Origin of the sequence: Polaromonas sp. 39-63-25 (assembly GCF_002278925.1) — a bacterium.
GTDB lineage: Bacteria > Pseudomonadota > Gammaproteobacteria > Burkholderiales > Burkholderiaceae_C > Polaromonas.
This window is the reverse complement of record NZ_NCJH01000009.1, coordinates 1-25052: the sequence shown is the minus strand read 5'-3', so window position 1 is coordinate 25052 and position 25052 is coordinate 1. Positions and strand designations below refer to the sequence as shown.

Here is a 25052-nt window from a genome sequence, read left to right as displayed (position 1 = left end):
AGCGGCGATCAGCCGAACAAGCCATGCCGGCGCGCTGCCAGCATGGCCTGCATGCGTGTGGACACCCGGAGCAGGCCGTACAGGATCTGGACATGCCCGCGCACGGTATGGTGGGACAGGTTCAGCTGGCGCGCGATCAGCTTGTCGGACAGGCCTTCACACAGGAGGGCCAGCACCTGGCATTGGCGCGCCGTCAGGGGCGCGGCGAGCATGTGGTCAGTGCCCGCGGCCGGCGCGGCGGCCGGGCTGTCTGCCTGGCACGGGGGCTGTTCATCGGAGGCGAGCGTTTGCAAAGAGGACATGCCTGAATTAAATCGGCAGCGACGCGGCGCGGCAAGTGCCGCAGGCGCCCCGGGCCGGAAATGTTGTCACCAGAATTGGTGACAGACAGACAAGGCAAACGGGCGGCGCTCAGGCTGGCCTGCGTTTTTCGGGCAGCCACAAGTTCAGGCGCGTGCCCGGTCCCTGGCCGTCCCAGCGCAGTTCGGCACCGATGGATCGGGCCCGGCGCAACTGGTTGTGCAGGCCCATGCCGCCTTTTTTCAAGCCGCTTTCCAGCGAAAACCCCGGGCCGTTGTCGGTGATCGTGACTGTCACGCCACCGTTGCCGGAACCGGTGGCGACACGGATCTCGCTGGCTTGCGTGTGTTTGAGGATGTTGGCAAAAGCCTCCTGCAGGATACGCAGGATGTGCAGCGCGTTGCGCGGGTCCAGCCAGTCCAGCGGCGGCACGTCCACCACCTCCCAGCGCAGCGTGATGCCCGCGCTGGCCAGCCGCGGACCCAGGCGAAAGCGCAGCGTTGCCAGTAGCAGCAGCAAGTCGGCCTCGACCGGCTCCATCGAGTCGATGGTGAGTTTGAGGTCGTCGATGCAGCCCTTGAGCACTTCCGCCACTTCCGCCTCGCTGACCCGCCCGCCTTCCACCACACGCAGCGCGCTGACCAGGGAGGAACCCAGGCCGTCGTGCATGTCCTGCGTCAGGCGCTGGCGCTCCTGGCTCAGCGTCTGGCGTTGCTCGGCCTCGCGCAGGCGCTCGTAGCTGGCCGCCAGCTCCGTCTCGCGCGCCTGCAGGCGCTGCTCCAGTTGGGCGTTGTTTTTCTCCACGTCGGCAATCGCGCCCACGTAGCGGCGGTTCATCAGGTACCCGAAGACGCTGAAGGTGATCGCGTTGGTGTAGGCGCTCAGGTACCAGCCTTCCGGGCTGATGAAGTTGTTTTGCAGCAGCCAGTCCACCGCGCCCAGCGCAGTGCACACGCCGATGCCGACGGCCACCAGCCGTCCCTCGGCAGAGCTGCGCCAGCTCTTGATGCCTCCCGCGACCGCGACAGTGGTGCTCATCAGCATCGCAAACGCATAAATCAGCGGCGTGACCTTGGGCGTGTTCGGCAGGGTGGCCAGCGCGGGCAGCGTCAGCAGCCCGATCAGGCTGGTCGACACCACCAGGGCGCGGGTCAGCCAGATCAGCGGCCGGCCATGCAACTGGCCCAGCGAAAAGTGCACCACCGTGATCAACCACAACAGGGAGTTGACCGTCAGCCAGGCAAACCAGTCGTTGGCCACGGGAAGGTCCACATAAAAATGCAGGCTCCGCGCGAAGGAGGTCACCGCCAGGACAAAAAAGAGCAGGTAGCCGGTCGCCTGCCTGCGCCGCAGCCAGACAAAAAAAGCAAACACACCGATCGCCAGGAAGGCGGCGCTGAACAGCGCCGGCAGATCCAGCTGCAGCCACTTGCGCAAGTGGTGGCGCCCGCTCAGGGCCTCGGCCGGGCCCAGCCACAGCGACGACAGCGCGACTTGGGTGGCGCGTGTGTGTTCCAGCCGGACCAGGATCTCGCGCGGTGGCTTGCCGGAGCCTTCGCCTTCAAGAAGGACCCAAAGCGGGGTGCGCGTGCTGTCCCACAGCGGGCCCTGAAGCTGTGCCCGGTGCACCAGCTGTCCGTCGGCATACACCGCGACGGTGCCGTTGGTCTTGACGCGTGCACCGTAGAGCGCCATGGGGCCGGCGCCGGCGGCCAGCGCGGGCACACTCACGCGGTACCAGGTGATGCGCGCGGTGCCGGCCGGAGCAATGGCCGAGGCGGCCTGGCGCAGCAGGGCCACCGGCAGGGCATGGGGAAGTTCAACCGGCTGCCAGGCACCGGGCAGGGCGGCGCTGTCGAGCGTGGGCGGTGGCACCGTGAACCCGGGGGTGTCCAGGGCCTGCCACTGCGCTTCGGTGATATGCAGGGTGCTTTCCGGGCCGGCTTCCTTCGCACCGGCGGCGGTGCAGGCGGATGCGGCCAGGAAGAAGCCAAGCAGCAGGCCCGCGGCAGCACGGAGAACGGTAAAAAAAAGCATGGGGGCAGTTATAGCAGCCCTGCCGGGCGAAACCTGAACCGCCAGGCCGGCACTCAGGCGGCCAGGATGCCCTGCTGCCTGGCCTCGTAGATCGCTTCCGCCTTGGAGGTGACCTTGAGCTTGCCGTACACGCGTCGCACATAGGTCTGCACGGTGTGCACCGAGACCTGCATGAGCCGGGCAATTTCCTCGGCGGTAAACCCCTTGGTGATCAGTTCCAGCACTTCCTTTTCGCGGCTGGACAGCTGCACCTGGGCGTTGCCGGTCGGCGCAGGCGGTGCGGCCGGCGCCGGGACAGAGGCCTGGCGAAAACGCGTCAGGATCTGCCGCGCAATCAGCGGGCTGATCGGGCTGCCGCCGCCGTGCAGGCTTCGGATCTCGGCCAGCATGTTGTCCGGTGCGCTGTCCTTGAGCAGGTAGCCCGAGGCGCCGGCCTCGATGGATTGCAGCACATGGGCCTCGTCGCCAAAGGTGGTGCAGACCATCACGGCGCAAAGCGGCCACTGGCGGTGCGCCGCCTGGATCACGTCGATGCCCGAGCCGTCCGGCAGGCCCAGGTCCACCAGCAGCACGTCGGCGGCTGCGGTTTCCAGCGCCAGCAGTCCTTCGGAACGGGTACTGGACACGCTGACCACCGTCATGTCGGGCGCAGCATTGATCGCGGTGAGGATGGCGCCCTGGAAGTGCACATCGTCTTCCACGAGGGCCACGTGAATAAGCGGTGTGCTGGCGTCAGAGGGCATGCGTGGATGGGGGGGCAGGGATGGGGCGCAGGGCGGAAGGCTGCCATTTTGCGCCAGGATGGTCCGGCGCGTGTCACTAAAACTAGTGACGCCCGGCCTGGCAAGACCGGCGCACCGGCGGGATGCCGGGATGTGATGGATTCAATGGCTGCCGGCGCAGCAAGGATGAGGGCCGGGGGCCGCCCGCCCTACTGCGCCTGAAATCCGCTGGCCTTGATGATGCGTGTCCAGGTCTGCGTGTAAGCGTGTTCACGCGTTGCGAGTTGCTGCGGCGGCATGTAACCCACGCTCAGGCCCATGGCTGTGAGCCTGTCGCGCACGTCGGGCATGGCGATGACCTTGGTCACGGCTGCCGCAAAGCGGTCGATGGTGGCCCGGGGTGTGCCGGCCGGCGCGAAGATGCCGTAGTAGGGCACGTCTTCAAAGCCGGCCAGGCCCAGCTCGGCAAAGGTCGGCACGTCGGGCAGGGCAGCCTGGCGCTTGCCTCCGAGCACGGCCACCACGCGGATCTTGCCGGCCTTGTGGTTCTCGATGAAATCGGGCACCGAGCCGACGCCGGCACCAATCTGGTTGCCCAGCATGTCGGCCATCATGGGGGCGCTGCCCCGGTAAGGCGCGGCCTGCAGGTCCAGCGCATACTTCTGGCCGACCAGTTTGACCAGGAACTCGGGCACCGAGGCGGGTGCGGGCACACCCACGTTGCCCTTGCCGCCCTGCGTGCGCACCCAGGCCACGTATTCGTTCATGGAGGCGGCGGGGGTGCCGCCCGACACGGCGAAGGCATTCACAAACGTGGCGAATCCGGCCACCGCGACAAAATCCTTCGCCGGGTCAAAGCCGGGGTTTCTGGTCACCAGCGGCAGGATGGAAATGGTGTGGTCGTGCGAGAGGAAAAAAGTCGTGCCGTCCGCCGGTGCCGCCTTCAGGGCCTGGGCCGCAATCTGTCCGCCCGCACCCGCGCGGTTCTCGACAATGACGTTGCTGCCGAGCTGGTCCTTGAGCTTGTCGGCCAGCGTGCGGGCAATCACGTCGGTGCCGCCGCCGGCCGGAAAACCGACCAGCAGCCGGATGGTGCCGGTTTGAGCCTGCGCGATACCCGCGAGCAGAAGGGCGCCGACGGCGACGGTATTGCGCAGCGTGTACAGGACACGCCGGCTTGTTGAACTGACCATGGAAGACTCCGGTTCGAAGGTAAAAACAAAGGTGGGTATTCTGACGCAACAACGGTGCCAGCCGCGGGCTGGGACCGGGCGCGGTTCCGGGGGCGGCCGCAAGCGGCGATGCGGCCGTCAGGCCGTCAGGTCACGAAGGTGCGCACGAAATCGAGTGACGACACGACACCCCGGATGTCATTGCCCTCGGCCACCACCACGTGGTGGTGGCTGAAGTTGACCATTCGCGCGGCCCGGTATGTCCCCGCGGCGGTTGTCCATGCGCCAGACCTGGTGGGCGTGACTTGTCATGCATTGAATTTCCCCCAGTTCAGTCCAGCCCGCGTTCGCGCCTGGAGCCCAGCCTTCGTGCCATGCCGGCCCCGCCATGGCAGTGAGGATCTGAGTTAGGTCAGTAAATACCCATTTAGTGACGAAACGCGCAGTTACGCCGGCAATGAGCCGATAAAGCGCACATGGAATTGGTTAGACTGAAAGTGTTAATTTGTAACAAAATGTGGTAATTTTTTGTCGGGGAAAATGGGATACAAATCTTATGAAGCTCAGCGGCTGCAATGCTTCGCTTGGCGGGACTGTCAAGACGTTCGTTGCAGATTTTGATGCCCGCCCATTACTGCCCGGAAAATGCGGCAACTGTGCCTCGTATGAGTTTTGCATCGCGCGCGGTCTGTCCCTCAAAAATTCAGTCGATGGCGGAGGAGTACTGATCGAAGAACACAGCTTCAGGAAGGGCGACATATTAGCGCGGGAAGGCGAGCATGTGCATCACCTGAGGGTCGTCAAGGTCGGGAGCGTGTGTCTGGGCCGCAGGGGCTCCGATGGACATATCGATCCAGTCGCCATTTTGGGACGCGGCGCAGTCGTTGGTTTTTGCAGTTACTTCGGGCAACCGAACCAACAGGGAAGCGTTGCCCTGAGCAGCGGTCGGTATTGTGAAATATCAACGGAGGCGCTGGCCTGTCTGGCGCGCAGTGCCCAGAAGATCTGGGATCAGGTCGGCCGAGCCTGCAGCGTGGCTTTTGGAACGATCGCCGGATGGACGCAGGCCACCAGCCGTCCCCATATAGCAGGACGGGTCGCTCATAGCCTGCTCTTGCTGACGGAGGTTCATCACAGTGCGACAGTGACCCTGCCGTCGAACGTTGCGCTGGCGCAGCTGCTGGGCACGACCCGCGAATCGGTGGCGCGTGCGCTGGCCTTGCTCGAAGACCAGGGCTTTATCGCGCGGCGCGGAAGCCGGGTCTGCGAGATCCGGCCCAAACCCTTGTCGCAATGGTTATTCCTGCAACCATGAGCATGAAATTACCCATCGACATCCCTGACTCCTGGGGCGGTGATCCGGCCAACGCGGCCGTACTGCTGGCGGGCGTGCTGAACTCGGCCATGGACGCCATCGTCACGGTCGATGAGCAGCAAAGGATTGTTTTGTACAACCGTGCGGCCGAGGAAATATTCGGCTGGCCGCGGCACGCTATCCTGCTGCAACCCCTCGAGAAACTGGTTCCAGGACGTTTTCGCCCAAACCACGCCGAGAAGATCAAACGCTTTGGTATCACGGGCGTGACGTCCCGCCGCATGGGGGGGCGCAGTGTCGTCTATGGGCTGCGAGCGAGCGGGGAGGAATTTCCCCTGGAGGTTTCCATCTCCCATTTCGACACTTCTGAGGGCAAGCTTTTTACGGCGATCGTGCGCGATATCTCCGAAATGGAGCGGCTGGCGCGCGAACAGGCCGAAAGCCACGCGCGCTTGCAGGAGAGCCAGCGCAGGCTGCTGAAGGCGCAGCACATCGGCCGCATTGGCTATTACCAGGCCGACCGCTCGACCGGCCTGATGTGGTGGTGCGACGAATCCTACGACGTGCTCGGTGTCGACCGCAGCGTTTTCGACAGCAGCTATGACGGTTTTCTCCGACTGATTCATCCGGCTGACCGTGCTGTTTTCGACGCAGCGTGCAACGCGGCCGTTCAGGCCGGCTTGGCCATGGACATCGAGTTCCGGGTTGTCCCGTCTGTGGGTGAGGTGCGCTGGATTCATCTGCTGGGCCAGGCCGATGGCGAGAGCGCGCAGCGCAAGCGCCGAACAGGGGTGATCCAGGAGATCACGGGCCACAAGCTCGCAGAGCTGGCCAGGGCCCGCAGCGCCGAGCTGTTGAAGCGCACCGGCGCGTTGGCCATGGTGGGCGGGTGGGAAGTGGACGCGCAGACCATGGAGCCTTATTGGTCTGAAGAGATTTACCGCATCTGCGAGATGGATGCACCGACAGACCTGGCGCTGGAAAAATTGGCAGGCTTTTACACGCCGGAGGCACAGCCCGTGATCAGGACTGCCTTCATGGCGGCGCTTGAAGAGGGAGCCCCTTGGGATCTCGATCTTCCCATGGTGACGGCAAGAGGGCGGCGAATCTGGGTCCGTACACAGGGTCGCGCGCTGTTGCAGGACGGCAAGGTGGTACGGCTCGTGGGTGCACTGCAGGACATCACCGAAATCAAGGCGGCTGAAAACAAGCTGCGCCTGTCAAACCAGGAGCTTGAAACATTCTCCTATACGGTTTCGCACGATTTGCGCTCGCCGCTCAACACCATTCACGGCTTTAGCCATTTATTGGCGAAACAGCTTGGCAAGCATGCAGATGAGAAGGCTCAGCACTACCTGTCGCGCATTCAGGCCGGCGCCATGCAGATGGGGGAGTTGATTGAAGGCCTGCTGTCGCTCTCGCAGATGTCGCGCGTGCAGCTTCGCAGCGAACCGGTCGACCTTTCGATGCTGGCGCGAAATAGCTTGGACGCCCGGCAGGCGTTCGAGCCCGAGCGACAGGTGACGCTTCACATTGAAAGTGGCCTGATGGCCCATGGTGATGAGCGCCTGCTCCGGGGGGTGATGGAAAATTTGTTGGGCAACGCGTGGAAGTTCAGCGGGCAACGGGCGCAGGCCGAGATCAGGGTCGGTCAGACCAGCGACGCCGCAGGAGAGCCGGTGTTTTTTGTTCGCGACAATGGTGCCGGATTCGATATGGCTTATATGGACAAGCTTTTCGAGCCCTTCCAGCGCCTGCACGGGGTCTCGGAGTTTCCCGGAACCGGCATCGGGCTGGCCACGGTGCACCGCGTCATCGGGCGGCACGGTGGCCGGATATGGGCTGAATCCTCCCCCGGAATAGGGGCCTGCTTCTTCTTTACTTTGCCGGCAGAATCCGCAGCCCAGCGACCATGACCCTAAACCACAAAAGTCCGCACGAAGTCGAGCGACGACACGACACCCCGGATGTCATTGCCCTCGGCCACCACCACGTGGTGGATGTGGCCCTCTGTCATCAGCCTGGCCACCTCGCCGAGCGGGGCATCCGGGCGCACGGTGACCGGCTTGTAGGTGCACAGTTGCCACGCGCTGACCTTGGGGGCGGTTTTTCCCTCGGCGTGCGCGCGCATCAGGTCGGCGCTGCTGATTACGCCCATCACCACGCCGCTGGCGTCGACCACCGGCACCCACGACAGGCCCTTGGCGACCAGTTTCGCCTCGACGGCCTGCAGCGTGTCGTCGGGACCGACCTGGGTCACCTCGTGGTGCATCAATGACGAAATGGTCTGGCTCATGACAGGCTCCTGGCTGCAGTGGATAGGGCGGTTGGTGTGGAAGAGGGCTGCGCCGCGCTGCGCGGTGCACGCCCCAGCCGCGCTTCCACGGCCAGCACGTCAACCGTGATTTTCAGCAACGTATCGGGCGTGACACTCATGGCGTCGATGCCGAGTTCCACCAGGTATTGCGCGATCTCGGGATAGTCCGAGGGCGCCTGGCCACAGATGCCGACGTGGCGCTGGTTGCGGTGCGCGCCTTCAATGGTCTGGCGGATCATCTCCTTGACGCCGGGGTCGCGTTCGTCGAAGTCGAAGGCCACGATGTCCGAGTCGCGGTCCACGCCCAGCACCAGCTGCGTCAGGTCGTTGGAGCCGATGGAGAAGCCGTCGAACAGGCGGGCAAAGGCGTCGATCTGGATCACGTTGTTGGGGATCTCGCACATCACGTAGATCTCCAGGCCGTTGACACCGCGCGTCAGCCCATGTGTTGCCATGGCCTGCAGCACACGCTCGCCTTCTTCGACACGGCGGCAAAACGGGATCATCAGCTTGACGTTGACCAGGCCCATTTCGTCGCGCACGCGTTTCATCGCCTCGCACTCGAGTGCAAAGCCCTCGGCATAGGCCGGGTGCGCGTAGCGCGAGGCGCCGCGAAAACCGATCATGGGGTTGGCCTCGTCCGGCTCGAACCAGCGCCCGCCGAGCAGGCTGGCGTATTCGTTGGTCTTGAAGTCCGACATGCGCACGATCACCGGCTTGGGGTAGAAGGCCGCGGCGATGGTGGCTACACCTTCGGACAGCTGGCGCACGAAGTAGTCCGCGGGCCTGGCATACGAACGCGTGAGGCGGGCGATCTCTTCGCGCACTGCCGCGTCGTCGATTTTCTGCGGGTGCACCAGCGCCATCGGGTGCGCGCGTATGTGTTCGGCGACGATGAACTCCATGCGCGCCAGGCCCACGCCGTCATTGGGCAGCAGCGCGGTCTGGAAGGCCGTGTCGGGGTTGGCGATGTTGACCATCAGGTGTGTCTGCGGCCGCGCCAGGCCGGCCACGTTGATGCTGCGCTTGGTGAACGGCAGCAGGCCGGCGTAGACCCGGCCCTCGCTGCCTTCGGCGCAGGACACCGTGATCTCGTCGCCGGTGCGGATGGCGGTGGTGGCATGGCCGCAGCCGACCACGGCCGGAATGCCCATCTCGCGCGCCACGATGGCCGCATGGCAGGTGCGTCCACCGCGGTTGGTCACGACGGCAGAGGCGATCTTCAGCACCGTGCCCCAGTCCGGCATGGTGGTGTCCGCCACCAGCACCTCGCCGGGCTGGAACTGGTTGAGCTCGCTGATGTCGTTGATCACGCGCGCGCGCCCGGTGGTGATGGCGCCGCCCACGGCACGGCCGCTGATGCAGAGCTTGCCCTTCGCGTCCAGCCGCCAGGTGTCCACCGTGCCGGGTATCTTGCGCGAGGCCACGGTTTCTGGCCGCGCCTGCAGGATGTAGAGCTTGCCGTCGATGCCGTCCCTGGCCCATTCGATGTCCATCGGCATGGCATGCCCGGCCTTGCGGCTGTAGTGGTCCTCGATGCGGACGGTGGCATCGGCCAGTTCCAGCACCTCCTCATCGCTGATGCAATAACGCGTCTGGTCCTCCGGCGGCGTCGGCAGGTTGTGCGTGGTCTCGCTGCCCCCGGCCTGCGTGTAGACCATGCGGATTTCCTTGCCGCCGAGCTTGCGCCTGAGCACCGCGCGGTGTCCCTGCTTCAGCGTGGGCTTGAACACATAAAACTCATCCGGGTCGACCGTGCCCTGCACCACGTTTTCGCCCAGGCCCCAGGCGCCGGTGATGAACACAACGTCGCGAAAGCCGGTTTCAGTGTCGATCGAAAAGATGACGCCGCTGGAGGCGCGGTCCGAGCGCACCATCTTCATCACACCGACCGATTGCAGGACACTGAAGTGATCGATGCCGTTTTCAACGCGGTAGGCGATGGCGCGGTCATTGAACAGGCTGGCAAAACACCGGCGGATCGCTTCGAGCAGGCTGGCCAGGCCGGCCACGTTGAGGAAAGTATCGTGCTGGCCGGCGAAGCTGGCGGTGGGGAGGTCTTCGGCGGTGGCCGAGCTGCGCACGGCCAGTGTCAGCTGCTCACCATATTCGGCCTGCAGGCGCTCATACGCGGCGGCGATCTCCGCCACAAGATCGTCCGGCAGTACGGCGCCGTGGACGATCTCGCGCGCCCGCTGCGCACGGCGCGCGAGGTCATCGACATCCTGCACGTCCAGGCCGTCCAGGGCCTCATGCAGGCGCGGCAGGGCGCCGGACTGCGCCAGCACATAACGGTAGGCCTGTGCCGTGACGGCAAAACCATTGGGCACCCGCACGCCCTGCGCGACTAGCTCGCGCACCATTTCGCCCAGCGAGGCATTCTTGCCGCCCACCAGGGGAACATCGGCGATGCCCAAGTCCGAAAACCAGCGTATGTAAGGTGTTGTCATGATTGCGGACGCGTGCGCCGTCTCCTGTGCCTGTTTTTCGCCTACGGAAGCGCTGAATAAGTCCTTGCGGAGGCGCGGCAGCCGGATCGGGATGGGATGCAAGGCGGATTTCTTGCCAATAGCTGGCTATTGGCAAGAAATTCAACGCCGCAGACCGCCCGAGCCCGGCTGATCGCGCGCCGCAGGGGACTTGTTCAGCGCTTCCCTACGGTAGACGCCGGCCGTCGCTGCTGCCTTGCGCCAGATCAAGCACCGGCCGGTGTGACGATCACTTCCCTGGCAAGGCGTTCCACATCGGCCGGCTGGCACAGCGCGGTGCCTGCCGACAACAGGGCGGCTGCGGCGGACCCCATGGCGTAACGAAAAGCCTGCGCCAGATCGGTCTGCCGGCTCAGTGCCCAGACCAGGCCGCCGACAAAACTGTCGCCCGCGCCTATGGTGCTGGCCACCTCGACAGGCACGGCGCTGGCCCGCAGCGCCTGCTCGGCCGTGACGAGCAAGGCGCCTTCCTCGCCGAGCGACAGCGCCACGATCTGCGCCTGTCCGGCGGTGATGATGGTGCGGGCCGCGGCCAGCCGCTGCGTCTCGGTCTCCAGCGGCAGGCCGGTGAGTTCGCGCAGTTCGCGCAGGCTGGGCTTGATCAGGTGCACGCCTTCGGCCAGCGCCGCTGCGAGCGCCGGGCCCGAACTGTCCAGCACCACGCGGCTGCCGCGCGCGCGCGCCAGCCGTGTGAGCTGCGCATAGAAGTCAGCCGGCACGCCGGGTGGCAGGCTGCCGCTGGCCACCAGCCAGGACGGCGCCGCTGCCAGAGCGCCAACAACATCGAGGCAGGCCTGCCACTCGGTCGCGCGCAGGGCAGGGCCGGGCAGGACAAAACGGAAGTCCTGCCCGCTGGCCGTTTCGTGGACATGAAAACTCTCGCGTGTCTCGCCGGCGATGGCCAGGCACTGGCTGGACACCTGCTCCTGGTCCAGCAACTGGCGCAGCCTTTGCCCGTTCATGCCGCCGGTCGGATACAGCGCCAGGCAGTTGCTGCCCAGGCGCTGCAACACGCGGGCCACGTTGATGCCGCCACCGCCGGGATGGTATTGCGCGGCAGCGCAGCGCAGTTTGTGTGTGTCCGTGACCTTGTCCGTGGACGTCGACACGTCCAGGGCAGGGTTCATGGTGAGGGTCAGAATGTCAGGGGTGCGCATCGCTGCCACTGTACTCCGGCCGGACCATGCCCCTGGAGCCGGCGTCAGGCCCGCAATTGCTGCGCCATCAGCACCGCCACGTGAATGGCTTCGCGCTGCGCGCCATCGCGGATCTGGTGCCGGCAACTGGTGCCGTCGGCAACAACGATGGCATCGGGCTGCTGGCGCACGGCGGGCAGCAGGCTCAGTTCGGCCATTTGCATGGACACCTCGTAATGGCTGGTCTCGTAGCCGAAGCTGCCGGCCATGCCGCAGCAGCTGGACTCGATCAGCTCGGGCTTAGCGCCGGGGATCAGCTTGAGCACATCGATGATGGGGCTGACCGCACCAAACGCCTTCTGGTGGCAATGACCATGCAGCAGGATGGCCTGGTCCACCGGCTGCAGTCTGGCTTTGAGCTGGTCGAGCTTGCCGGCTGCGGCCTCGCGCGCCAGAAATTCTTCAAACAGCAGGGCCTGGTCGCTGATGGTTTGAGCCGCTTCACCCAGGCCCATCACCAGCATCTCGTCGCGCATCGTCAGCAGGCAGGACGGCTCCAGGCCGACGATGGCGATGCCGCGCTCGGCAAAGGGCAGCAATGCGGCGACCAGCTCCCTGGCCTTGGCCTTCGCTTCATCGACCATGCCGCTGGCCAGGTAGGTCCGGCCGCAACACAGGTGTTTCCCATCTGCTGCTTTTTTGACGGCGACATGCGCCGTGTAACCGGCGGCTTGCAGCACTTTCAAGGCAGCAACTGCGTTGCTGGGTTCAAAGGTGCCGTTGAAGGTGTCGACGAACAAAACGACTGGTTTCTCCGCAGCCAACACCTCCTGTCGCGTGGCGTTCAGAAATGGCGTGCTGAAAAAGGTGTGCGTTGTCCACTGGGGCAAGGTGCGCTTGGCGGAAAAGCCGGTGAACTTCTCGCTGAGCGCGGCCAGGCCGGGAATCCTGTCGCGCAGGTTCAGCAGCGGTGCCAGGCGGCTGGCCCAGTGCGCGTAGTCGGGCAGGCGCGCGACCAGCTTGTCCTTCAGCGTGTAGCCATGCCTGGCCTTGTAGTGGTGCAAAAACTCCACCTTCATCTTGGCCATGTCCACGCCGGTCGGGCAGTCGCGCTTGCAGCCCTTGCAGCCCACACACAGGTCCAGCGCGTCCTTGACCGCTTCGCTGGTGAAGGCGTCGGCGGCATTCATGCCTTCGAGTTGCCCCGACAGTGCCAGGCGCAAGGTGTTGGCGCGGCCGCGTGTCAGGTGTTGCTCGTCGCGCGTCACGCGGTAGCTGGGGCACATGGTGCCAGCGTCGAACTTGCGGCAGTGGCCATTGTTGTTGCACATCTCCACGGCCTTGGCCAGGCCCTGGGCCGGGTCGCCGCCGCTGCCCGGTGCGCTGGTCAGCTCGGTGACCGGGTCGTTCTGCACGTCCCAGGCGCGCCAGTCAAGCGCTGTCTGGATCGGGATGACCTTGTAGCCGGGGGCAAAACGCATCAGCCGCGTATCGTCCATCTTCGGCGGGTTGATCATGCGGCCCGGGCTCAGCAGATTGATCGGGTCCATGGCCTGCTTGATGGCCGCAAATGCCGCATTGATCTGCGGGCCGAACTGCCACTGGATCCACTCGCCGCGGCACAGGCCGTCGCCATGTTCGCCGCTGTAGGCGCCCTTGAACTTGCGCACCAGCTCGGACGCTTCCTCGGCAATCGCGCGCATCTTGGGCGCACCCTCGCGCCGCATGTCGAGAATGGGCCGCACATGCAGCGTGCCGACGGAGGCATGGGCGTACCAGGTGCCCTTGCTGCCGTATTTTCGGAAAACCTCGGTCAATGCGTCGGTGTATTCGGCCAGGTGTTCCAGCGGCACGGCGCAGTCCTCGATGAAGCTGACCGGCTTGCCGTCGCCCTTGAGGCTCATCATGATGTTCAGGCCGGCCTTGCGCACCTCCCACAGGTTTTTCTGCGGGGCGTCGTCCACCATCTCGACCACCGAGTCGGGCAGCAGCAGATCGCCCATCAGTTCGCCCAGGCGCTTGAGGTGGGGCAACAGGTCGGCCTTGCTGGTGCCCGAAAACTCGACCAGCAAAATGGCCGCGGGCTGGCCGATCAGCGCGCTGCGAATGGTCGGCGCAAAGGCCGGGTTCTGCAGCGACAGGTCGATCATCGTGCGGTCCACCAGCTCGACGGCCGTCAGGCTGCCATTTCCGAGTTTGACGATGTGCTGCGCGGCATCCATGGCGCGGTAAAAGGTCGGAAAGTTCACCACGCCCAGCACCTTGGCCCTGGGCAGTTCGGCCAGTTTCAGTGTCAGTGATTTGGTCAGCGCCAGCGTGCCTTCGCTGCCGATCAGCAGGTGCGACAGGTTGACCGAGCCGTCGCTGGTGTAGGGTCGCTCGCTCTGCGGGTCGAAGATGTCCAGGTTGTAGCCGCCCACGCGCCGCATGACCTTGGGCCACATCCGGTTGATGGCCGGGTGCAGCTCCTCGGCCAGCGAGCGAACGTGGTTGCCCAGCTCACGTGCCTTGCCGCTGCTGGCGGCGTAGGGCCCCAGCTGCAGCAACTGGCTGTCCGAGGTCCAGGCCTGCGCGCTCAGCACGTTGTGCACCATGTTGCCGTAGGCAATGCTGCGGCTGCCGCAGGAGTTGTTGCCGGCCATGCCGCCCAGCGTGGCCTGCGCGCTGGTGGACACGTCGACCGGGTACCAGAGGCCGTGTTTTTTCAGGGCGGCGTTCAGGTGGTCCAGCACGATGCCGGGCTCCACCTCGGCGGTCCGCTTGTCCACATCCACATCGATGATGTTGCGTATGTGTTTCGCATGGTCGATGACCAGCCCGGCGCCCACGGTCTGGCCACACTGGCTGGTGCCGCCGCCGCGTGGAACTATGGGCACGCCCATGTCGCGGCAGATGTCGAGCGCGGTTTTCACGTCAGGCGCGCTGCGCGGCACAAAAACGCCGACCGGCATCACCTGGTAAATCGACGCATCGGTGGCGTAGCGGCCGCGGTCCGCGGCGGAAAAAAGCACCTCGCCACGGGTTTCGCTGGCGAGCCGGACGGCCAGCCGGCCGGCCACCTCGTTGCTGATCCGGGCGACGCTGTCGTAGGCGTGGGCTGCCGTGTCCTGCGTGACTTTCAGGGGCAGAGGGGCGTTCATGGTGCGTTCATGCCTTGGCCTGCTGCTGTACGGCGCGCAACTGCTCGACCACCACGTCGCGCTTGTTTTTCAGGTGGGCCAGCAGCACGGCACGCATGGCAGCAGCATCGCGTGTGCCCAGCGCCTCAATCATCTGTTCGTGTTCCCTCACGGCGGCGCTCCATTTTTCACCGTCCTGGTTGGAGCGGAAACGCAGTGCCTGCAAGCGTGCATTGACCTGTTTGTAGGTGGCGGTGAGCACCGGGTTTTTGGCGGCGGCATTGATGGCGCCATGAATGGCGGCATTGAGCCGGTAATAGGCGGGCAGGTCACGCCGGGTGTAGGCCGCCAGCATCTCGTAATGCATGGCCTTGATCTCGGCCAGCTCGGCGGCGGTGATGCGCTCGGCCGCCAGCTCCCCCGACTGCGCTTCCAGGCTGGACATCACCTCAAAGGTGTTGAGTACATCGGCTTCGGACAGCTCGACCGCAATCGCACCGCGATTCGGCAGCAATTCGACCAGGCCCTCGGCGGCCAGCATCTTGATGGCCTCGCGCAGGGGCGTGCGCGACACCTTGAGCACCTCGCTGAGTTCGCGTTCATTGAGTTTGGCTCCTGGCGGGATGCGGTTTTCGACCAGCATCTGGCGCAAGCGGTGCGCCACCTGCTCATGCAGGGCGGCACGTGGGATGGATATGACGTCGGCGCTCATAGTGAAATTTTGTATGCAAAAAAGTTGGCTGTCAATTTGAATTATAGGAGAGACCCCCTTGACAAATGAATTTTGTATGCAAAAAATGGGGAACGTTCACGAAGCCTGCCGAATCATGCTGACACTCGATTTTCACCCTACCGGCCGTCATTTTCTGCAGATCCCCGGTCCTTCACCGGTGCCTGACCGCATTTTGCGCGCCATGAGCCTGCCCACCATCGACCACCGCGGTCCCGAGTTCGGCGCGCTGGGCCTGAAGGTGCTGGCCGACATCAAAAAAATCTTCAAGACCAGCCAGCCCGTCATCATTTACCCGGCCTCGGGCACCGGCGCCTGGGAAGCCGCGCTGGTCAATACGCTGAGTGCTGGCGACCACGTGCTGATGTACGAAACCGGCCACTTTGCCGCCCTGTGGCAAAAACTGGCCACCCGCATCGGCCTGAAAACCGAGGTGATGACCGACCCCGGCGCCGAAGTCTGGCGCCACGGTGTGCGCGCCGACCTGATCGAAGAGCGGCTCAAGACCGACACCCAGCACAGCATCAAGGCCGTCTGCGTGGTGCACAACGAAACCTCCACCGGCGTGACCAGCAACATCGCCGCCGTGCGCAAGGCCATTGACGCTGCGAAACATCCGGCGCTGTTGCTGGTGGACACCATTTCCGGCCTGGCCTCGGCGGACTACCGGCACGACGAATGGGGTGTGGACGTCAGCATCAGCGGTTCGCAGAAGGGCCTGATGCTGCCGCCCGGCATCAGCTTCAATGCGGTGTCCGCCAAGGCGCTGGAAGCCGGCAAGACCGCCAGGCTGCCCAAGGCCTTCTGGGCCTGGGACGAAATCATCGAGATGAACAAAACCGGCTACTGGCCGTCCACGCCCAACACCAACCTGCTCTACGGCCTCAACGAAGCCTGCGACATGCTGCTCGAGCACGGGCTGGACGTGGTGTTTGCGCGCCACCTGCGCTGGGCCGAAGGCGTGCGCGCCGCGGTCAAGGCCTGGGGTCTGCAGATCCAATGCGCCGATGCGTCCGTGTATTCACCTGTCCTCACCGGTGTGATGACACCCGAAGGCGTGGACGCGGACGCCGTGCGCCGGATCATCCACGAGCGTTTTGACTGCTCGCTGGGCACCGGCCTGGGCAAGGTCAAGGGCCGCATGTTCCGTATCGGCCACCTCGGCGATTCGAATGACCTGACCCTGATGGCGGCCCTGTGCGCCTGCGAAATGGGGCTCAAGCTCGCCGGCATCAAGCTGGCCGGTTCGGGCGTGCAGGCGGCGATGGACTACTTCGCAGGCCACCCGGTGGCCCTTCCGCTGCAGAAAGCCGCCTGACCCGACATCTTTTTTTCCGCCACACGCTGTCCGGCCGTGTGGTCTGTTGCAAGCCACGGACATCCATAGCAATAAAAGGAGACATCATGAAAGCGTTCACATTTTCTGCGGCCACCCGCCGATCCCTGCTTGTTGCAAGCGCAGCACTGGCCCTGCATGGCGCCGTGCTGGCACAGGCGGTCGAGCTCAAGCTCGGCCATGTCGGCGAGCCTGGCTCGCTGTTCCAGCTCAGTGCCGACGAGTACGCCAAACGCGTGAACGCCAAACTTGCCGGCAAGGTCAAGGTCGTGACCTTTGGCTCCAGCCAACTCGGCGGTGACAAGGAGATGATCCAGAAGCTCAAGCTCGGCACCATCGACATGGCCCTGCCGTCGACCGTGATGACCTCCGAGGTGGACCTGTTCGGCATTTTCGAAATGCCCTATATCGTCAAGGACAGGGCGCACATGATCCGCATCGAGAAAGACGTGTTCTGGCCCAGCATCGCACCGGAAACCGAGAAAAAGGGCCTGAAGGTTCTGGCCGTCTGGGAAAACGGCTACCGCCACATCACCAACAACAAAAAGCCCATCAAGGGACCGGACGACCTCAAGGGGATCAAGCTGCGTGTGCCTGAGGGCAAATGGCGGGTGAAAATGTTCCAGGACTACGGTGCGAATCCCAGCCCGATGAAGTTCTCGGAGCTGTTCACTGCGCTGCAGACCGGCGTGATGGACGGGCAGGAAAACCCGTTCACCCAGATCTACTCGGCCAAACTGCATGAAGTGCAGAAGTTCCTCTCGCTGTCCGGCCATGTCTATACGCCGGCCTACCTGACCGTCGGCTCGCGCCGCTACAACACCTTGCCGGCCGATGTGCGCAAGGTGCTGGAAGACACGGCCCGCGAAACACAGGCTTTTGTCCATGCCACCGCTGCCAAGGACGACACGGACCTGCTCGCCAAGCTGAAGCAAAGCGGCATCCAGGTCAACGAAGTCGACAAGGACGCCTTCATCGCCGCCAGCAAGGCGATTTATGAAGAATTTGGCAAGGATGTCTCTGGCGCCAAACCGCTGATCGACAAAGCCGTCGCACTCGGCAAATAAGGGCGGTTCCTGATGCAAAACTCTTCGGCACTGGCTCCCGGCGGCGCGATGCATCGCTTCCGGAACCGTTATGGCCTGCTTCTCGAGTGGGTCGTGATGTTTCTCGTGATTGCCCTGGCCGTGGAGGTCACGCTGGGCATTGTGTTCCGGATGGTCGGGCACTCCCTGGTCTGGTACGACGAGGTTGCCTCGGTGCTGCTGGCCTGGCTCACGTTTTACGGGTCGGCACTGGCCTCGGTCAAACGCGCGCATATCGGCTGCCCCGAGGTGGTGGACCAGTTTCCACCCGCGGTCAAGCGCGTGGTCAGCATCTTGGGCCAGATCCTGGTGATCCTGTTTTTCGCGCTGCTGGGCTGGGTCGGTCTGACCATCATGCCGGCCCTGGCGGGCGATGCGCTGGTGAGCCTGCCGTGGGTGCCGATGAATTTCGTGCAGTCCGTCATCCCCCTCACCTCGGCGCTGATTCTGGTTGCCGAAGTCATGTTTCTGGTCGACCTGATCGCTGAACGGCCTGCAGCCCATCCGCCGGCTGCCGTCCCCGTCTCCGAAATGCAAAGCACGGAATAAAAACCATGACCATCATGCTGATCCTGTTCGGTGCCGTGCTGGCGCTGGTGTTGCTCAACATTCCCATTGCCGTGTCGCTGGGCATCGTGGCAGTGATCGCCATGCTGACAAGCCATGGCCTCGATTCGCTGCCCAATGTGGCGCTGGTGGTGTACAACGGGGCGACCAATTTCCCGCTGCTGGCCATTCCCCTTTTCATTCTGGCCGGCGCCATCATGAACGCCTCGGGCATTTCGCAGCGCCTGGTTGCCTTCGCGTCGGCACTGTTCGGCTGGGTGCGGGGTGGTCTCTCGCATGTGTCCATCGGCGCTTCGCTTTTTTTCGCGGAAATCTCCGGTTCTGCAGTGGCCGATGTTGCTGCGCTCGGCTCCATCCTGATACCGGGCATGAAAGAGAAGGGCTACCCCGCGCCTTTTGCCGCTGCTGTGATGTCGTCGTCGGCCACGCTGGCCGTCATCATTCCGCCGTCCATCCCCATGATCCTGTACGCCGTGATGGCGGAAACCTCCGTCGTGCAGATGTTTGTCGCCGGCATCGTGCCGGGCCTGATCGGTGCCGCCGGCCTGATGGGCATGGCCAGTTTTCTGGCGCGCCGCTACAACCTGCCGCGCGAAGATGCGTTCTCCATCAAGCGGGTCGCCAAAACCGGGCGCGAGGCGCTCTGGGCTTTTGCACTGCCCATCATCATCCTGGGCGGCATCTTTGGCGGTGTGGTCACGGCCACCGAAGGTGCGGCGCTGGCCGTGATTGCGGCACTGTTCATCGGGCTGGTGGTGTACCGGGAGCTGGACCTCAAGCATCTGCGCGCGGCTGTCATGGAGGGCGGCGTGCAGACCGCCGTGGTGATGCTGCTGGTGGCCACCAGTGCCTTGCTGGGCACCTACCTGACCGAAGTGCAGGCGCCACAGGCCCTGGCCAAGGCGGTGTCGGACTTCACTTCCAACAAGTGGGTGGTGCTGGCGCTGCTCAACGTGCTCTTCCTGTTCCTCGGCATGTTCCTGCATTCAGCCGCGGCCATCATTCTGGTGATTCCCATCGTGATGCCCCTGGTCCGCTCCGTGGGCATTGATCCCGTGCATTTCGGCCTGATTGTCACCATCAACCTGGGCATCGGGCAGCAGACGCCGCCGGTCGCCAGTGTGCTGATGGTGGCCAGCTCGATTGCCAAGGCCTCGGTCTGGGATGTCAGCAAGGTCAACATCTGGTTCATTGGCGTGCTGGTGGCCGTGTTGATACTGGTGACCTATGTGCCGGTGACGGGCCTGGGCCTGGTCGAGCTGTTCTACCGTTGAGGAGCGATGTTTTGACGCAAGACCCAGGAAAACGCGCTGCAGGCGGGCGGCCGCTGCCGCTGGCCGGCGTCCGCGTGCTCGATATCAGCCAGGTCATGGCCGGTCCCTACGCCTGCATGCTGCTGGCGGACATGGGGGCCGACGTCATCAAGATCGAGCCGCCGGGCAGCGGCGACCAGACGCGCGGCGCCATGGGCTTCAAGATGAAGGGTCCCGATTCGCTGGGCTTCCTGAACATGAACCGCAACAAGCGCAGCGTCGCGCTCAACCTCAAGTCGGAGGCGGGCAGGGCCTTGCTGCTGCGGCTGGTGAAAGATGCCGACATCCTGCTGGAGAACTACCGCCCCGGCGCAATGAAGAAGCTGGGCCTGGGTTACGAGGTGCTCAAGGAAATCAACCCGCGTCTGGTCTACACCAGCATCTCGGGCTTCGGCCAGACCGGTCCCTGGGCCGACCGGCCGGGGTTCGATCTGATGGCGCAGGCCATGTCCGGCGTGATGAGCGTTACCGGTTATCCCGGCGGGCCGCCGGTAAAAGCCGGTGTGCCGGTGGCCGACATCGGCTGCGCGCTGTTCGCGGTGTATGCCACGCTGTCGGCCTACATCGGCGCCAAAGCCAGCGGCCAGGGCCAGCATGTGGATGCCTCTCTGTTCGATTCGGCGCTGGCCTTTTCGGTCTGGGACATCTGCGACTACTGGGGCACGGGCAAGGAGCCCGAACCGCTGGGCACCTCGAACAAGATGACCGCGCCTTACCAGGCGATGGCCTGCTCGGACGGCTACTTCGTGATGGGCGCGAACAACCAGAAGCTGTGGCTGCAGCTGTGCAAGCTCATGGGTCGCGAGGAACTGCTGGCCGACGAACGCTTTTCCACCATCTCGTTGCGCCTGGCGAACCGGCATGCGCTGGAAGTGGAGCTGGAGAAATCCTTCCGCCTCCAGCCCAAGGATTACTGGGTCAGCACCTTTCTGGAGGCCGGCATCCCCGCCGGCCCCATCCTGACTTATCCCGAAGCCTTTGGCAGCGAGCATGCGAAGGCGCGCGAGATGCGCATGGAGATCGACCACCCGGTGGAAGGCAAGGTGCCCAACATCGGCTTCGCAGTCAAGATGTCCGGCACGCCTCAGCAGGTGCGCCGCCATCCGCCGCGCCTGGGCGAACACACGGCCGAGGTGCTGGCTGAACTGGGCATCGACGCCGAGGCGCAGGTCCGGCTCGGCGAGCAGGGGGCTTTTGCAGCATGAGTGAAGGCGCCGTCCACCTGAGCATCAGCGGGGGTGTGGCCTCGGTGGTGTTTGACCGTCCCGCGGCGCGCAACGCCATGACCTGGGCCATGTACGAACGGCTCAACCAGATCTGTGAGCAGCTGGCCGCCGAGACCTCGGTGCGCGTGGTGACCTTTCGCGGTGCCGGCGGCCAGGCCTTTGTGGCCGGCACCGACATCGAGCAGTTCACCACTTTCGACAGCGGCGAGGACGGCGTGGCCTATGAGCAGCAGATTGACGAATGCATTGCCCGGCTGGAGTCGCTGCCCATGCCGACGGTCGCCGCCATTGAAGGCTGGACCATAGGCGGCGGCCTGGCGATCGCCACGGCCTGCGACTTCCGCATCGCCACACCCGGTTCGCGTTTTGGCGTGCCGATTGCCCGAACCCTGGGCAACTGCCTGTCGGTGGCGAATCTGGCGCGGCTCAGCGCCGTGTTCGGCATTCCCCGCGTCAAACGCATGCTGATGCTGGCCGAGGTGTTGACGGCCGACGAGGCGCTGGCCTGCGGGTTTCTCACCCAGATCAGCGAGGCTGGCGAGATCGATGCGGTGCTGGCGAGTCTGTGCGAACGCCTGGCCGCCCTGGCGCCGGTGACCCAGCGGGTCAGCAAGGAAGGCCTGCGCCGGCTGGTCAGCCATGGGTTGCCTTCCGACGCGGACCTGATCCGCCGCTGTTACGGCAGTGACGATTTTCGCGAGGGTGTGTCGGCGTTTGTGGCGAAAAGAAGCCCGGTCTGGAAAGGTTCCTAGGAGACGCTTTCAAGCCTGGTCGCGGTAGTGCGCGCTCAGCGTCTCGATCAGCGACTCGGCATAACGCGGCAACGCATCGCGCTTGCGCACCAGGATGTAGCGCTCGCGCACGCTCCAGGGGTCCAGCAGTTCCACCAGCGCGATGCCCACGGCCTCCTGGTTGCGCCGCGCGGCCGATTCCGGAACGATGCCGACACCCACGCCCGCACCTATCATGCGGCACATCGCGTCAAAGCTCGAGAGCTGGATGCGCAGTTTCTGCGGCTTGCCCAGGCGCTCGACCACCTGCGCCAGGAAAGTCTGCAGCGTGCTGCCCGACTGCATGCCCACAGCGTCCTCGTCCAGCGTTTCGGCAAAGGCAATTTTCTTGCGGCGCGCAAAGCGGTGGTTTCTGGCCGTGGCCAGCACCAGCCGGTCGGTGCTGAAGTGAATCGCCTCCAGCCCCAGCGTGTCCACCTGGCCGGCCACGATGCCGATGTCGGCGCGGCCGTCGAGCACACCGCGCGCAATCTCGGGATTGGGTTTTTCCTGCAGGTCGATGTTGATTTTCGGGTTGTCCGCCAGAAAGCCCGGCAGGATCTCCGGCAAAAAGTCCGTCACCGCGGTGGTGTTGGCAAACACCCGCAAATGACCGCGCAAGCCGCCGCCGTATTCCTGCAGGTCGGTGCGCAGTTGCTCGGCTTGCCGCAGCACCCCGCGTGCGTGGAACAGGAAGGCCTCGCCAGGCGGGGTCAGGCGCACACCGCGTGCCTCGCGGTAGAGCAGGCTCAGGCCCGACTGGGCCTCAAGCGACTTGATGCGCGCGCTCGCCGCCGCCAGTGAGAGGTGCTGGCGTTCGGCGGCGCGGGTCATGTTGCCTTCGTCGGCGGTCGCCACAAAAAGCCGCAGGTCCGTCAGGTCGAATTGCATGACAGCATGCTACCGCAAGTCAGACAAGCCTTCCGTTTCGATGAAGCCTTGTCCCGGGCTGTTTCCAATGGAAAATGGCAAAAACGGGGGGCCTGTGGGCATACAAGGCTTCGGATTTAGCGAAGGCTGGCTGTTGAAATGGCTGATTGCTTTCTGCGCCGCACTGCGCGACCATCTGAAACCATGACGCCCGACATTCGCACGATAGACGCCGCCACGCTGGCCCACCTGCAAAGCTGGGTTGGCTGTACCGAAACCCTGGTGGACGACATCACGGCCGCGCCGCTGCGCGGGCTGTCGGCCACGCTGGACCGCGAGGACCCGCCGCCGGTGGCCGGCACGGCCGTGCCGCCGCTGTGGCACTGGCTGTACTTTTTGCCGCAGCCGCGCCGGTCCGAGATCGGGCCCGACGGGCACGCCCGGCGCGGCGGCTTCCTGCCGCCCGTGCCCCTGCCGCGCCGCATGTGGGCCGGGGGCCGGCTGCACTGGCACCAGCAGATGCTGCAGGTCGGCGATGTGGTTAAACGGGTTTCGCGCATCGAGTCGGTCACCCACAAGGCCGGGCGCACCGGTGACCTGGTGTTTGTGCTGGTCCGCCACGAGATCCACAACGCGCAGGGCCTGACCCTCAGCGAAGAACACGACATCGTTTACCGCGCCAACCCGCAGCCTGGTGATCCGGTGCCGCCGCCACAGCCGGCCGCCAAAGAGGCGGCGTGGACGGAAACCGTTACACCCGACGACGTGTTGCTGTTCCGTTATTCGGCGCTGACCTTCAACGGCCACCGCATCCACTACGACCGGCGCTACGTCACGGAAGTCGAGGGCTACCCCGGCCTCATCGTGCATGGCCCGCTGATTGCCACGCTGCTGGCGGAACTGGTGCGCAAACACATGCCGGGCGCCCGCCTGCTGAAGTTCGAGTTTCGTGCCGTGCGTCCGGTGTTTGACCTGTGGCCTTTCAGGATCCACGGTACACCCTCAGCGGACGGCAAGACCGTGCAGCTCTGGACCGAAGACCACGAAGGCTGGCTCACCATGCAGGCCACGGCGACGCTGGTTTGAGGCTGGAGAAATATCGTTCGCACGCCTGTCATCCCGGACCTGATCCGGGATCCATGCCTCACTGACTACCGCTGCAGGTTCGCCAGCATGGATTGCGGGTCAGGCCCGCAATGACATCCATTTGCAAAGTTATCCACAAAAACCTCTCATGAAAACACAAATCCCCACCCCCGACGCCTACCAGGACATGCGCGAAGCGCTGCGCGGCATGCTGGCATCGTTTGATTCCGCCTACTGGCAGAAAATCGACCACGAGCGCGGCTACCCCGAAACCTTTGTCAATGCCCTGACCGAAGCCGGCTGGCTGGCCGCGCTGATTCCGGCCGAATATGGCGGCTCGGGCCTGGGACTGGCCGAAGCCTCGGTCATCATGGAAGAGATCAACTTCGCCGGCGGCAATGCCGGTGCCTGTCACGGCCAGATGTACAACATGGGTACCTTGCTGCGCCACGGCTCGGACGCGCAGAAAAAGCTGTACCTGCCCAGGATCGCCAGCGGCGAGCTGCGCCTGCAGTCCATGGCCGTGACCGAGCCGACCACCGGCACCGACACCACACAACTCAAGACCACCGCGGTGAAGAAGGGCGACAAGTACGTCGTCAACGGCCAGAAGGTCTGGATCTCGCGCATCCAGCATTCCGACCTGATGATTCTGCTGGCCCGCACCACACCGCTGGCCGAGGTGAAGAAAAAATCCGAAGGCATGTCGATCTTCATCGTCAACCTCAAGGACGCGATCGGGAACGGCATGGCGGTGCAGCCGATTGCCAACATGGTCAACCACGAGACGAACGAAGTCTTTTTCGACAACCTGGAAATTCCCGCGGAGAACCTGATCGGCGAGGAAGGCAGGGGTTTCAAGTACATCCTCGACGGCCTGAACGCCGAACGCACGCTGATTGCCGCCGAATGTATTGGCGACGCCTACTGGTTTGTCGACAAGGCGCGCAACTACGCCAGCGAACGCGTGGTGTTCAACCGCCCCATCGGCCAGAACCAGGGCGTGCAGTTCCCGATTGCCGACGCCTACATCGAGACCGAAGCCGCCAACCTGATGCGCTTCAAGGCCTGTGAGCTGTTCGACGCCGGCAAGCCCTGCGGCGCAGAGGCCAACATGGCGAAGTATCTGGCCGCGAAAGCCTCGTGGGAGGCGGCCAATGTGTGCCTGCAGACGCATGGTGGTTTCGGGTTTGCCAATGAATACGACGTGGAACGCAAGTTCCGCGAGACCCGGCTGTACCAGGTGGCGCCGATTTCCACGAATTTGATTTATTCGTATGTTGCGGAGCATTTACTTGGCTTGCCGCGGTCGTTCTGAACTGCGCTGGCTGAAGAGATGAACCCTTCTCCGATCCCTGTTGTGGTGGTTTGCCAGCAAGCCGGGGGTTGCCCGGCGGCAAGTAACTTTCTTTTGCGTCGCCAAAAGAAAGTCACCAAAGAAAAGGCGACCCGATGGTCTGGG

Annotated in this window: 21 protein-coding genes; 11 read left to right on the top strand and 10 right to left on the bottom strand. The window is 64.3% G+C overall.

Annotation, left to right across the window (positions count from 1 at the left end):
* Window positions 1–8 precede the first annotated feature (8 nt).
* From B7X65_RS12680 to B7X65_RS12665, 4 genes are all read right to left on the bottom strand, one after another.
* The gene (locus tag B7X65_RS12680) at window positions 9–302 is read right to left on the bottom strand and encodes a LuxR C-terminal-related transcriptional regulator (protein ID WP_293594669.1); all 294 of its coding nucleotides are present in this window, start codon (window positions 300–302) and stop codon (window positions 9–11) included.
* A 109-nt stretch (window positions 303–411) separates the two neighbouring features.
* Complete coding sequence (locus B7X65_RS12675) at window positions 412–2337, bottom strand: ATP-binding protein (RefSeq protein WP_293594668.1); 1926 nt, start codon at window positions 2335–2337, stop codon at window positions 412–414.
* Between the two features lie 53 nt (window positions 2338–2390).
* A complete protein-coding gene (locus tag B7X65_RS12670; protein ID WP_293594667.1) occupies window positions 2391–3080 on the bottom strand; it encodes a response regulator transcription factor in 690 nt (229 codons plus the stop codon).
* Between the two features lie 188 nt (window positions 3081–3268).
* Window positions 3269–4252, bottom strand: a complete 984-nt coding sequence (locus B7X65_RS12665) for a Bug family tripartite tricarboxylate transporter substrate binding protein (protein ID WP_293594666.1) — start codon at window positions 4250–4252, stop codon at window positions 3269–3271.
* Window positions 4253–4787: 535 nt separating this feature from the next.
* Between B7X65_RS12665 and B7X65_RS12660 the strand changes: the two genes are divergently transcribed.
* Both B7X65_RS12660 and B7X65_RS12655 read left to right on the top strand, forming a co-directional pair.
* Entirely contained in the window at window positions 4788–5546 is a 759-nt protein-coding gene (locus tag B7X65_RS12660) for a Crp/Fnr family transcriptional regulator (RefSeq protein WP_293594665.1), read from the top strand.
* A gap of 2 nt (window positions 5547–5548) precedes the next feature.
* The gene (locus B7X65_RS12655) at window positions 5549–7462 is read left to right on the top strand and encodes a PAS domain S-box protein (protein WP_293594664.1); all 1914 of its coding nucleotides are present in this window, start codon (window positions 5549–5551) and stop codon (window positions 7460–7462) included.
* 2 nt (window positions 7463–7464) lie between these two features.
* Here B7X65_RS12655 and B7X65_RS12650 read toward each other — a convergent pair whose 3' ends face one another.
* The 5 genes from B7X65_RS12650 to B7X65_RS12630 all read right to left on the bottom strand — a co-directional run bounded on the left by B7X65_RS12650 (window position 7465) and on the right by B7X65_RS12630 (window position 15319).
* Window positions 7465–7842 carry a CBS domain-containing protein gene (locus B7X65_RS12650; protein ID WP_293594663.1) on the bottom strand — a complete coding sequence of 126 codons (378 nt, stop codon included), beginning with the start codon at window positions 7840–7842 and terminating at the stop codon, window positions 7465–7467.
* On the bottom strand, window positions 7839–10313 hold the full coding sequence (gene ppsA / locus B7X65_RS12645; protein ID WP_293594662.1) for a phosphoenolpyruvate synthase: 2475 nt from the start codon (window positions 10311–10313) through the stop codon (window positions 7839–7841). The genes B7X65_RS12650 and ppsA overlap by 4 nt, the downstream gene beginning before the upstream one ends.
* A gap of 245 nt (window positions 10314–10558) precedes the next feature.
* Window positions 10559–11509 (bottom strand): 1-phosphofructokinase family hexose kinase, encoded by a 951-nt coding sequence (locus B7X65_RS12640; RefSeq protein WP_293594661.1) that lies wholly within the window; start codon window positions 11507–11509, stop codon window positions 10559–10561.
* Window positions 11510–11553: 44 nt separating this feature from the next.
* The gene (locus tag B7X65_RS12635; protein WP_293594660.1) at window positions 11554–14628 is read right to left on the bottom strand and encodes an FAD-binding and (Fe-S)-binding domain-containing protein; all 3075 of its coding nucleotides are present in this window, start codon (window positions 14626–14628) and stop codon (window positions 11554–11556) included.
* A 7-nt stretch (window positions 14629–14635) separates the two neighbouring features.
* Window positions 14636–15319, bottom strand: coding sequence for a GntR family transcriptional regulator (locus tag B7X65_RS12630; protein WP_293594659.1), 684 nt, complete (start codon window positions 15317–15319; stop codon window positions 14636–14638).
* 115 nt (window positions 15320–15434) lie between these two features.
* Here B7X65_RS12630 and B7X65_RS12625 point away from each other — a divergent pair, with 115 nt between their 5' ends.
* From B7X65_RS12625 to B7X65_RS12600, 6 genes are all read left to right on the top strand, one after another.
* Window positions 15435–16655, top strand: coding sequence for an aminotransferase class V-fold PLP-dependent enzyme (locus B7X65_RS12625; RefSeq protein WP_293594658.1), 1221 nt, complete (start codon window positions 15435–15437; stop codon window positions 16653–16655).
* An 86-nt stretch (window positions 16656–16741) separates the two neighbouring features.
* Window positions 16742–17740: a TRAP transporter substrate-binding protein gene (locus B7X65_RS12620; RefSeq protein WP_293594657.1), complete on the top strand. Its 999-nt coding sequence runs from the start codon at window positions 16742–16744 to the stop codon at window positions 17738–17740.
* A 12-nt stretch (window positions 17741–17752) separates the two neighbouring features.
* Window positions 17753–18307 (top strand): TRAP transporter small permease, encoded by a 555-nt coding sequence (locus tag B7X65_RS12615; protein ID WP_293594656.1) that lies wholly within the window; start codon window positions 17753–17755, stop codon window positions 18305–18307.
* Between the two features lie 5 nt (window positions 18308–18312).
* Window positions 18313–19599, top strand: coding sequence for a TRAP transporter large permease (locus B7X65_RS12610; protein ID WP_293594655.1), 1287 nt, complete (start codon window positions 18313–18315; stop codon window positions 19597–19599).
* An 11-nt stretch (window positions 19600–19610) separates the two neighbouring features.
* Entirely contained in the window at window positions 19611–20843 is a 1233-nt protein-coding gene (locus B7X65_RS12605; RefSeq protein WP_293594654.1) for a CoA transferase, read from the top strand.
* Window positions 20840–21616: an enoyl-CoA hydratase/isomerase family protein gene (locus tag B7X65_RS12600; protein ID WP_293594653.1), complete on the top strand. Its 777-nt coding sequence runs from the start codon at window positions 20840–20842 to the stop codon at window positions 21614–21616. Before B7X65_RS12605 ends, B7X65_RS12600 begins: the two co-directional genes overlap by 4 nt.
* A 9-nt stretch (window positions 21617–21625) precedes the next feature.
* On the opposite strand, the gene B7X65_RS12595 is transcribed toward B7X65_RS12600, so the two are convergent.
* A complete protein-coding gene (locus tag B7X65_RS12595) occupies window positions 21626–22525 on the bottom strand; it encodes a LysR family transcriptional regulator (RefSeq protein WP_293594652.1) in 900 nt (299 codons plus the stop codon).
* Between B7X65_RS12595 and B7X65_RS12590 the strand changes: the two genes are divergently transcribed.
* The 3 genes from B7X65_RS12590 (at window position 22524) to B7X65_RS12580 (ending at window position 24908) form a co-directional block, all read left to right on the top strand.
* Window positions 22524–22712: a hypothetical protein gene (locus B7X65_RS12590; protein WP_293594651.1), complete on the top strand. Its 189-nt coding sequence runs from the start codon at window positions 22524–22526 to the stop codon at window positions 22710–22712. The genes B7X65_RS12595 and B7X65_RS12590 overlap by 2 nt on opposite strands.
* Complete coding sequence (locus B7X65_RS12585) at window positions 22709–23590, top strand: MaoC family dehydratase N-terminal domain-containing protein (RefSeq protein WP_293594650.1); 882 nt, start codon at window positions 22709–22711, stop codon at window positions 23588–23590. The genes B7X65_RS12590 and B7X65_RS12585 overlap by 4 nt, the downstream gene beginning before the upstream one ends.
* A 148-nt stretch (window positions 23591–23738) precedes the next feature.
* Window positions 23739–24908 carry an acyl-CoA dehydrogenase family protein gene (locus B7X65_RS12580; RefSeq protein WP_293594649.1) on the top strand — a complete coding sequence of 390 codons (1170 nt, stop codon included), beginning with the start codon at window positions 23739–23741 and terminating at the stop codon, window positions 24906–24908.
* Window positions 24909–25052: the final 144 nt, after the last annotated feature.

What these genes read in the sequence shown, in the direction of transcription:
- B7X65_RS12680 (WP_293594669.1), bottom strand. Translation starts at nt 302, where the DNA reads ATGTCCTCTTTGCAAACGCTCGCCTCCGATGAACAGCCCCCGTGCCAG.
- B7X65_RS12675 (WP_293594668.1), bottom strand. Translation starts at nt 2,337, where the DNA reads ATGCTTTTTTTTACCGTTCTCCGTGCTGCCGCGGGCCTGCTGCTTGGC.
- B7X65_RS12670 (WP_293594667.1), bottom strand. Translation starts at nt 3,080, where the DNA reads ATGCCCTCTGACGCCAGCACACCGCTTATTCACGTGGCCCTCGTGGAA.
- B7X65_RS12665 (WP_293594666.1), bottom strand. Translation starts at nt 4,252, where the DNA reads ATGGTCAGTTCAACAAGCCGGCGTGTCCTGTACACGCTGCGCAATACC.
- B7X65_RS12660 (WP_293594665.1), top strand. Translation starts at nt 4,788, where the DNA reads ATGAAGCTCAGCGGCTGCAATGCTTCGCTTGGCGGGACTGTCAAGACG.
- B7X65_RS12655 (WP_293594664.1), top strand. Translation starts at nt 5,549, where the DNA reads ATGAAATTACCCATCGACATCCCTGACTCCTGGGGCGGTGATCCGGCC.
- B7X65_RS12650 (WP_293594663.1), bottom strand. Translation starts at nt 7,842, where the DNA reads ATGAGCCAGACCATTTCGTCATTGATGCACCACGAGGTGACCCAGGTC.
- ppsA (WP_293594662.1), bottom strand. Translation starts at nt 10,313, where the DNA reads ATGACAACACCTTACATACGCTGGTTTTCGGACTTGGGCATCGCCGAT.
- B7X65_RS12640 (WP_293594661.1), bottom strand. Translation starts at nt 11,509, where the DNA reads ATGCGCACCCCTGACATTCTGACCCTCACCATGAACCCTGCCCTGGAC.
- B7X65_RS12635 (WP_293594660.1), bottom strand. Translation starts at nt 14,628, where the DNA reads ATGAACGCCCCTCTGCCCCTGAAAGTCACGCAGGACACGGCAGCCCAC.
- B7X65_RS12630 (WP_293594659.1), bottom strand. Translation starts at nt 15,319, where the DNA reads ATGAGCGCCGACGTCATATCCATCCCACGTGCCGCCCTGCATGAGCAG.
- B7X65_RS12625 (WP_293594658.1), top strand. Translation starts at nt 15,435, where the DNA reads ATGCTGACACTCGATTTTCACCCTACCGGCCGTCATTTTCTGCAGATC.
- B7X65_RS12620 (WP_293594657.1), top strand. Translation starts at nt 16,742, where the DNA reads ATGAAAGCGTTCACATTTTCTGCGGCCACCCGCCGATCCCTGCTTGTT.
- B7X65_RS12615 (WP_293594656.1), top strand. Translation starts at nt 17,753, where the DNA reads ATGCAAAACTCTTCGGCACTGGCTCCCGGCGGCGCGATGCATCGCTTC.
- B7X65_RS12610 (WP_293594655.1), top strand. Translation starts at nt 18,313, where the DNA reads ATGACCATCATGCTGATCCTGTTCGGTGCCGTGCTGGCGCTGGTGTTG.
- B7X65_RS12600 (WP_293594653.1), top strand. Translation starts at nt 20,840, where the DNA reads ATGAGTGAAGGCGCCGTCCACCTGAGCATCAGCGGGGGTGTGGCCTCG.
- B7X65_RS12590 (WP_293594651.1), top strand. Translation starts at nt 22,524, where the DNA reads ATGACAGCATGCTACCGCAAGTCAGACAAGCCTTCCGTTTCGATGAAG.
- B7X65_RS12595 (WP_293594652.1), bottom strand. Translation starts at nt 22,525, where the DNA reads ATGCAATTCGACCTGACGGACCTGCGGCTTTTTGTGGCGACCGCCGAC.
- B7X65_RS12585 (WP_293594650.1), top strand. Translation starts at nt 22,709, where the DNA reads ATGACGCCCGACATTCGCACGATAGACGCCGCCACGCTGGCCCACCTG.
- B7X65_RS12580 (WP_293594649.1), top strand. Translation starts at nt 23,739, where the DNA reads ATGAAAACACAAATCCCCACCCCCGACGCCTACCAGGACATGCGCGAA.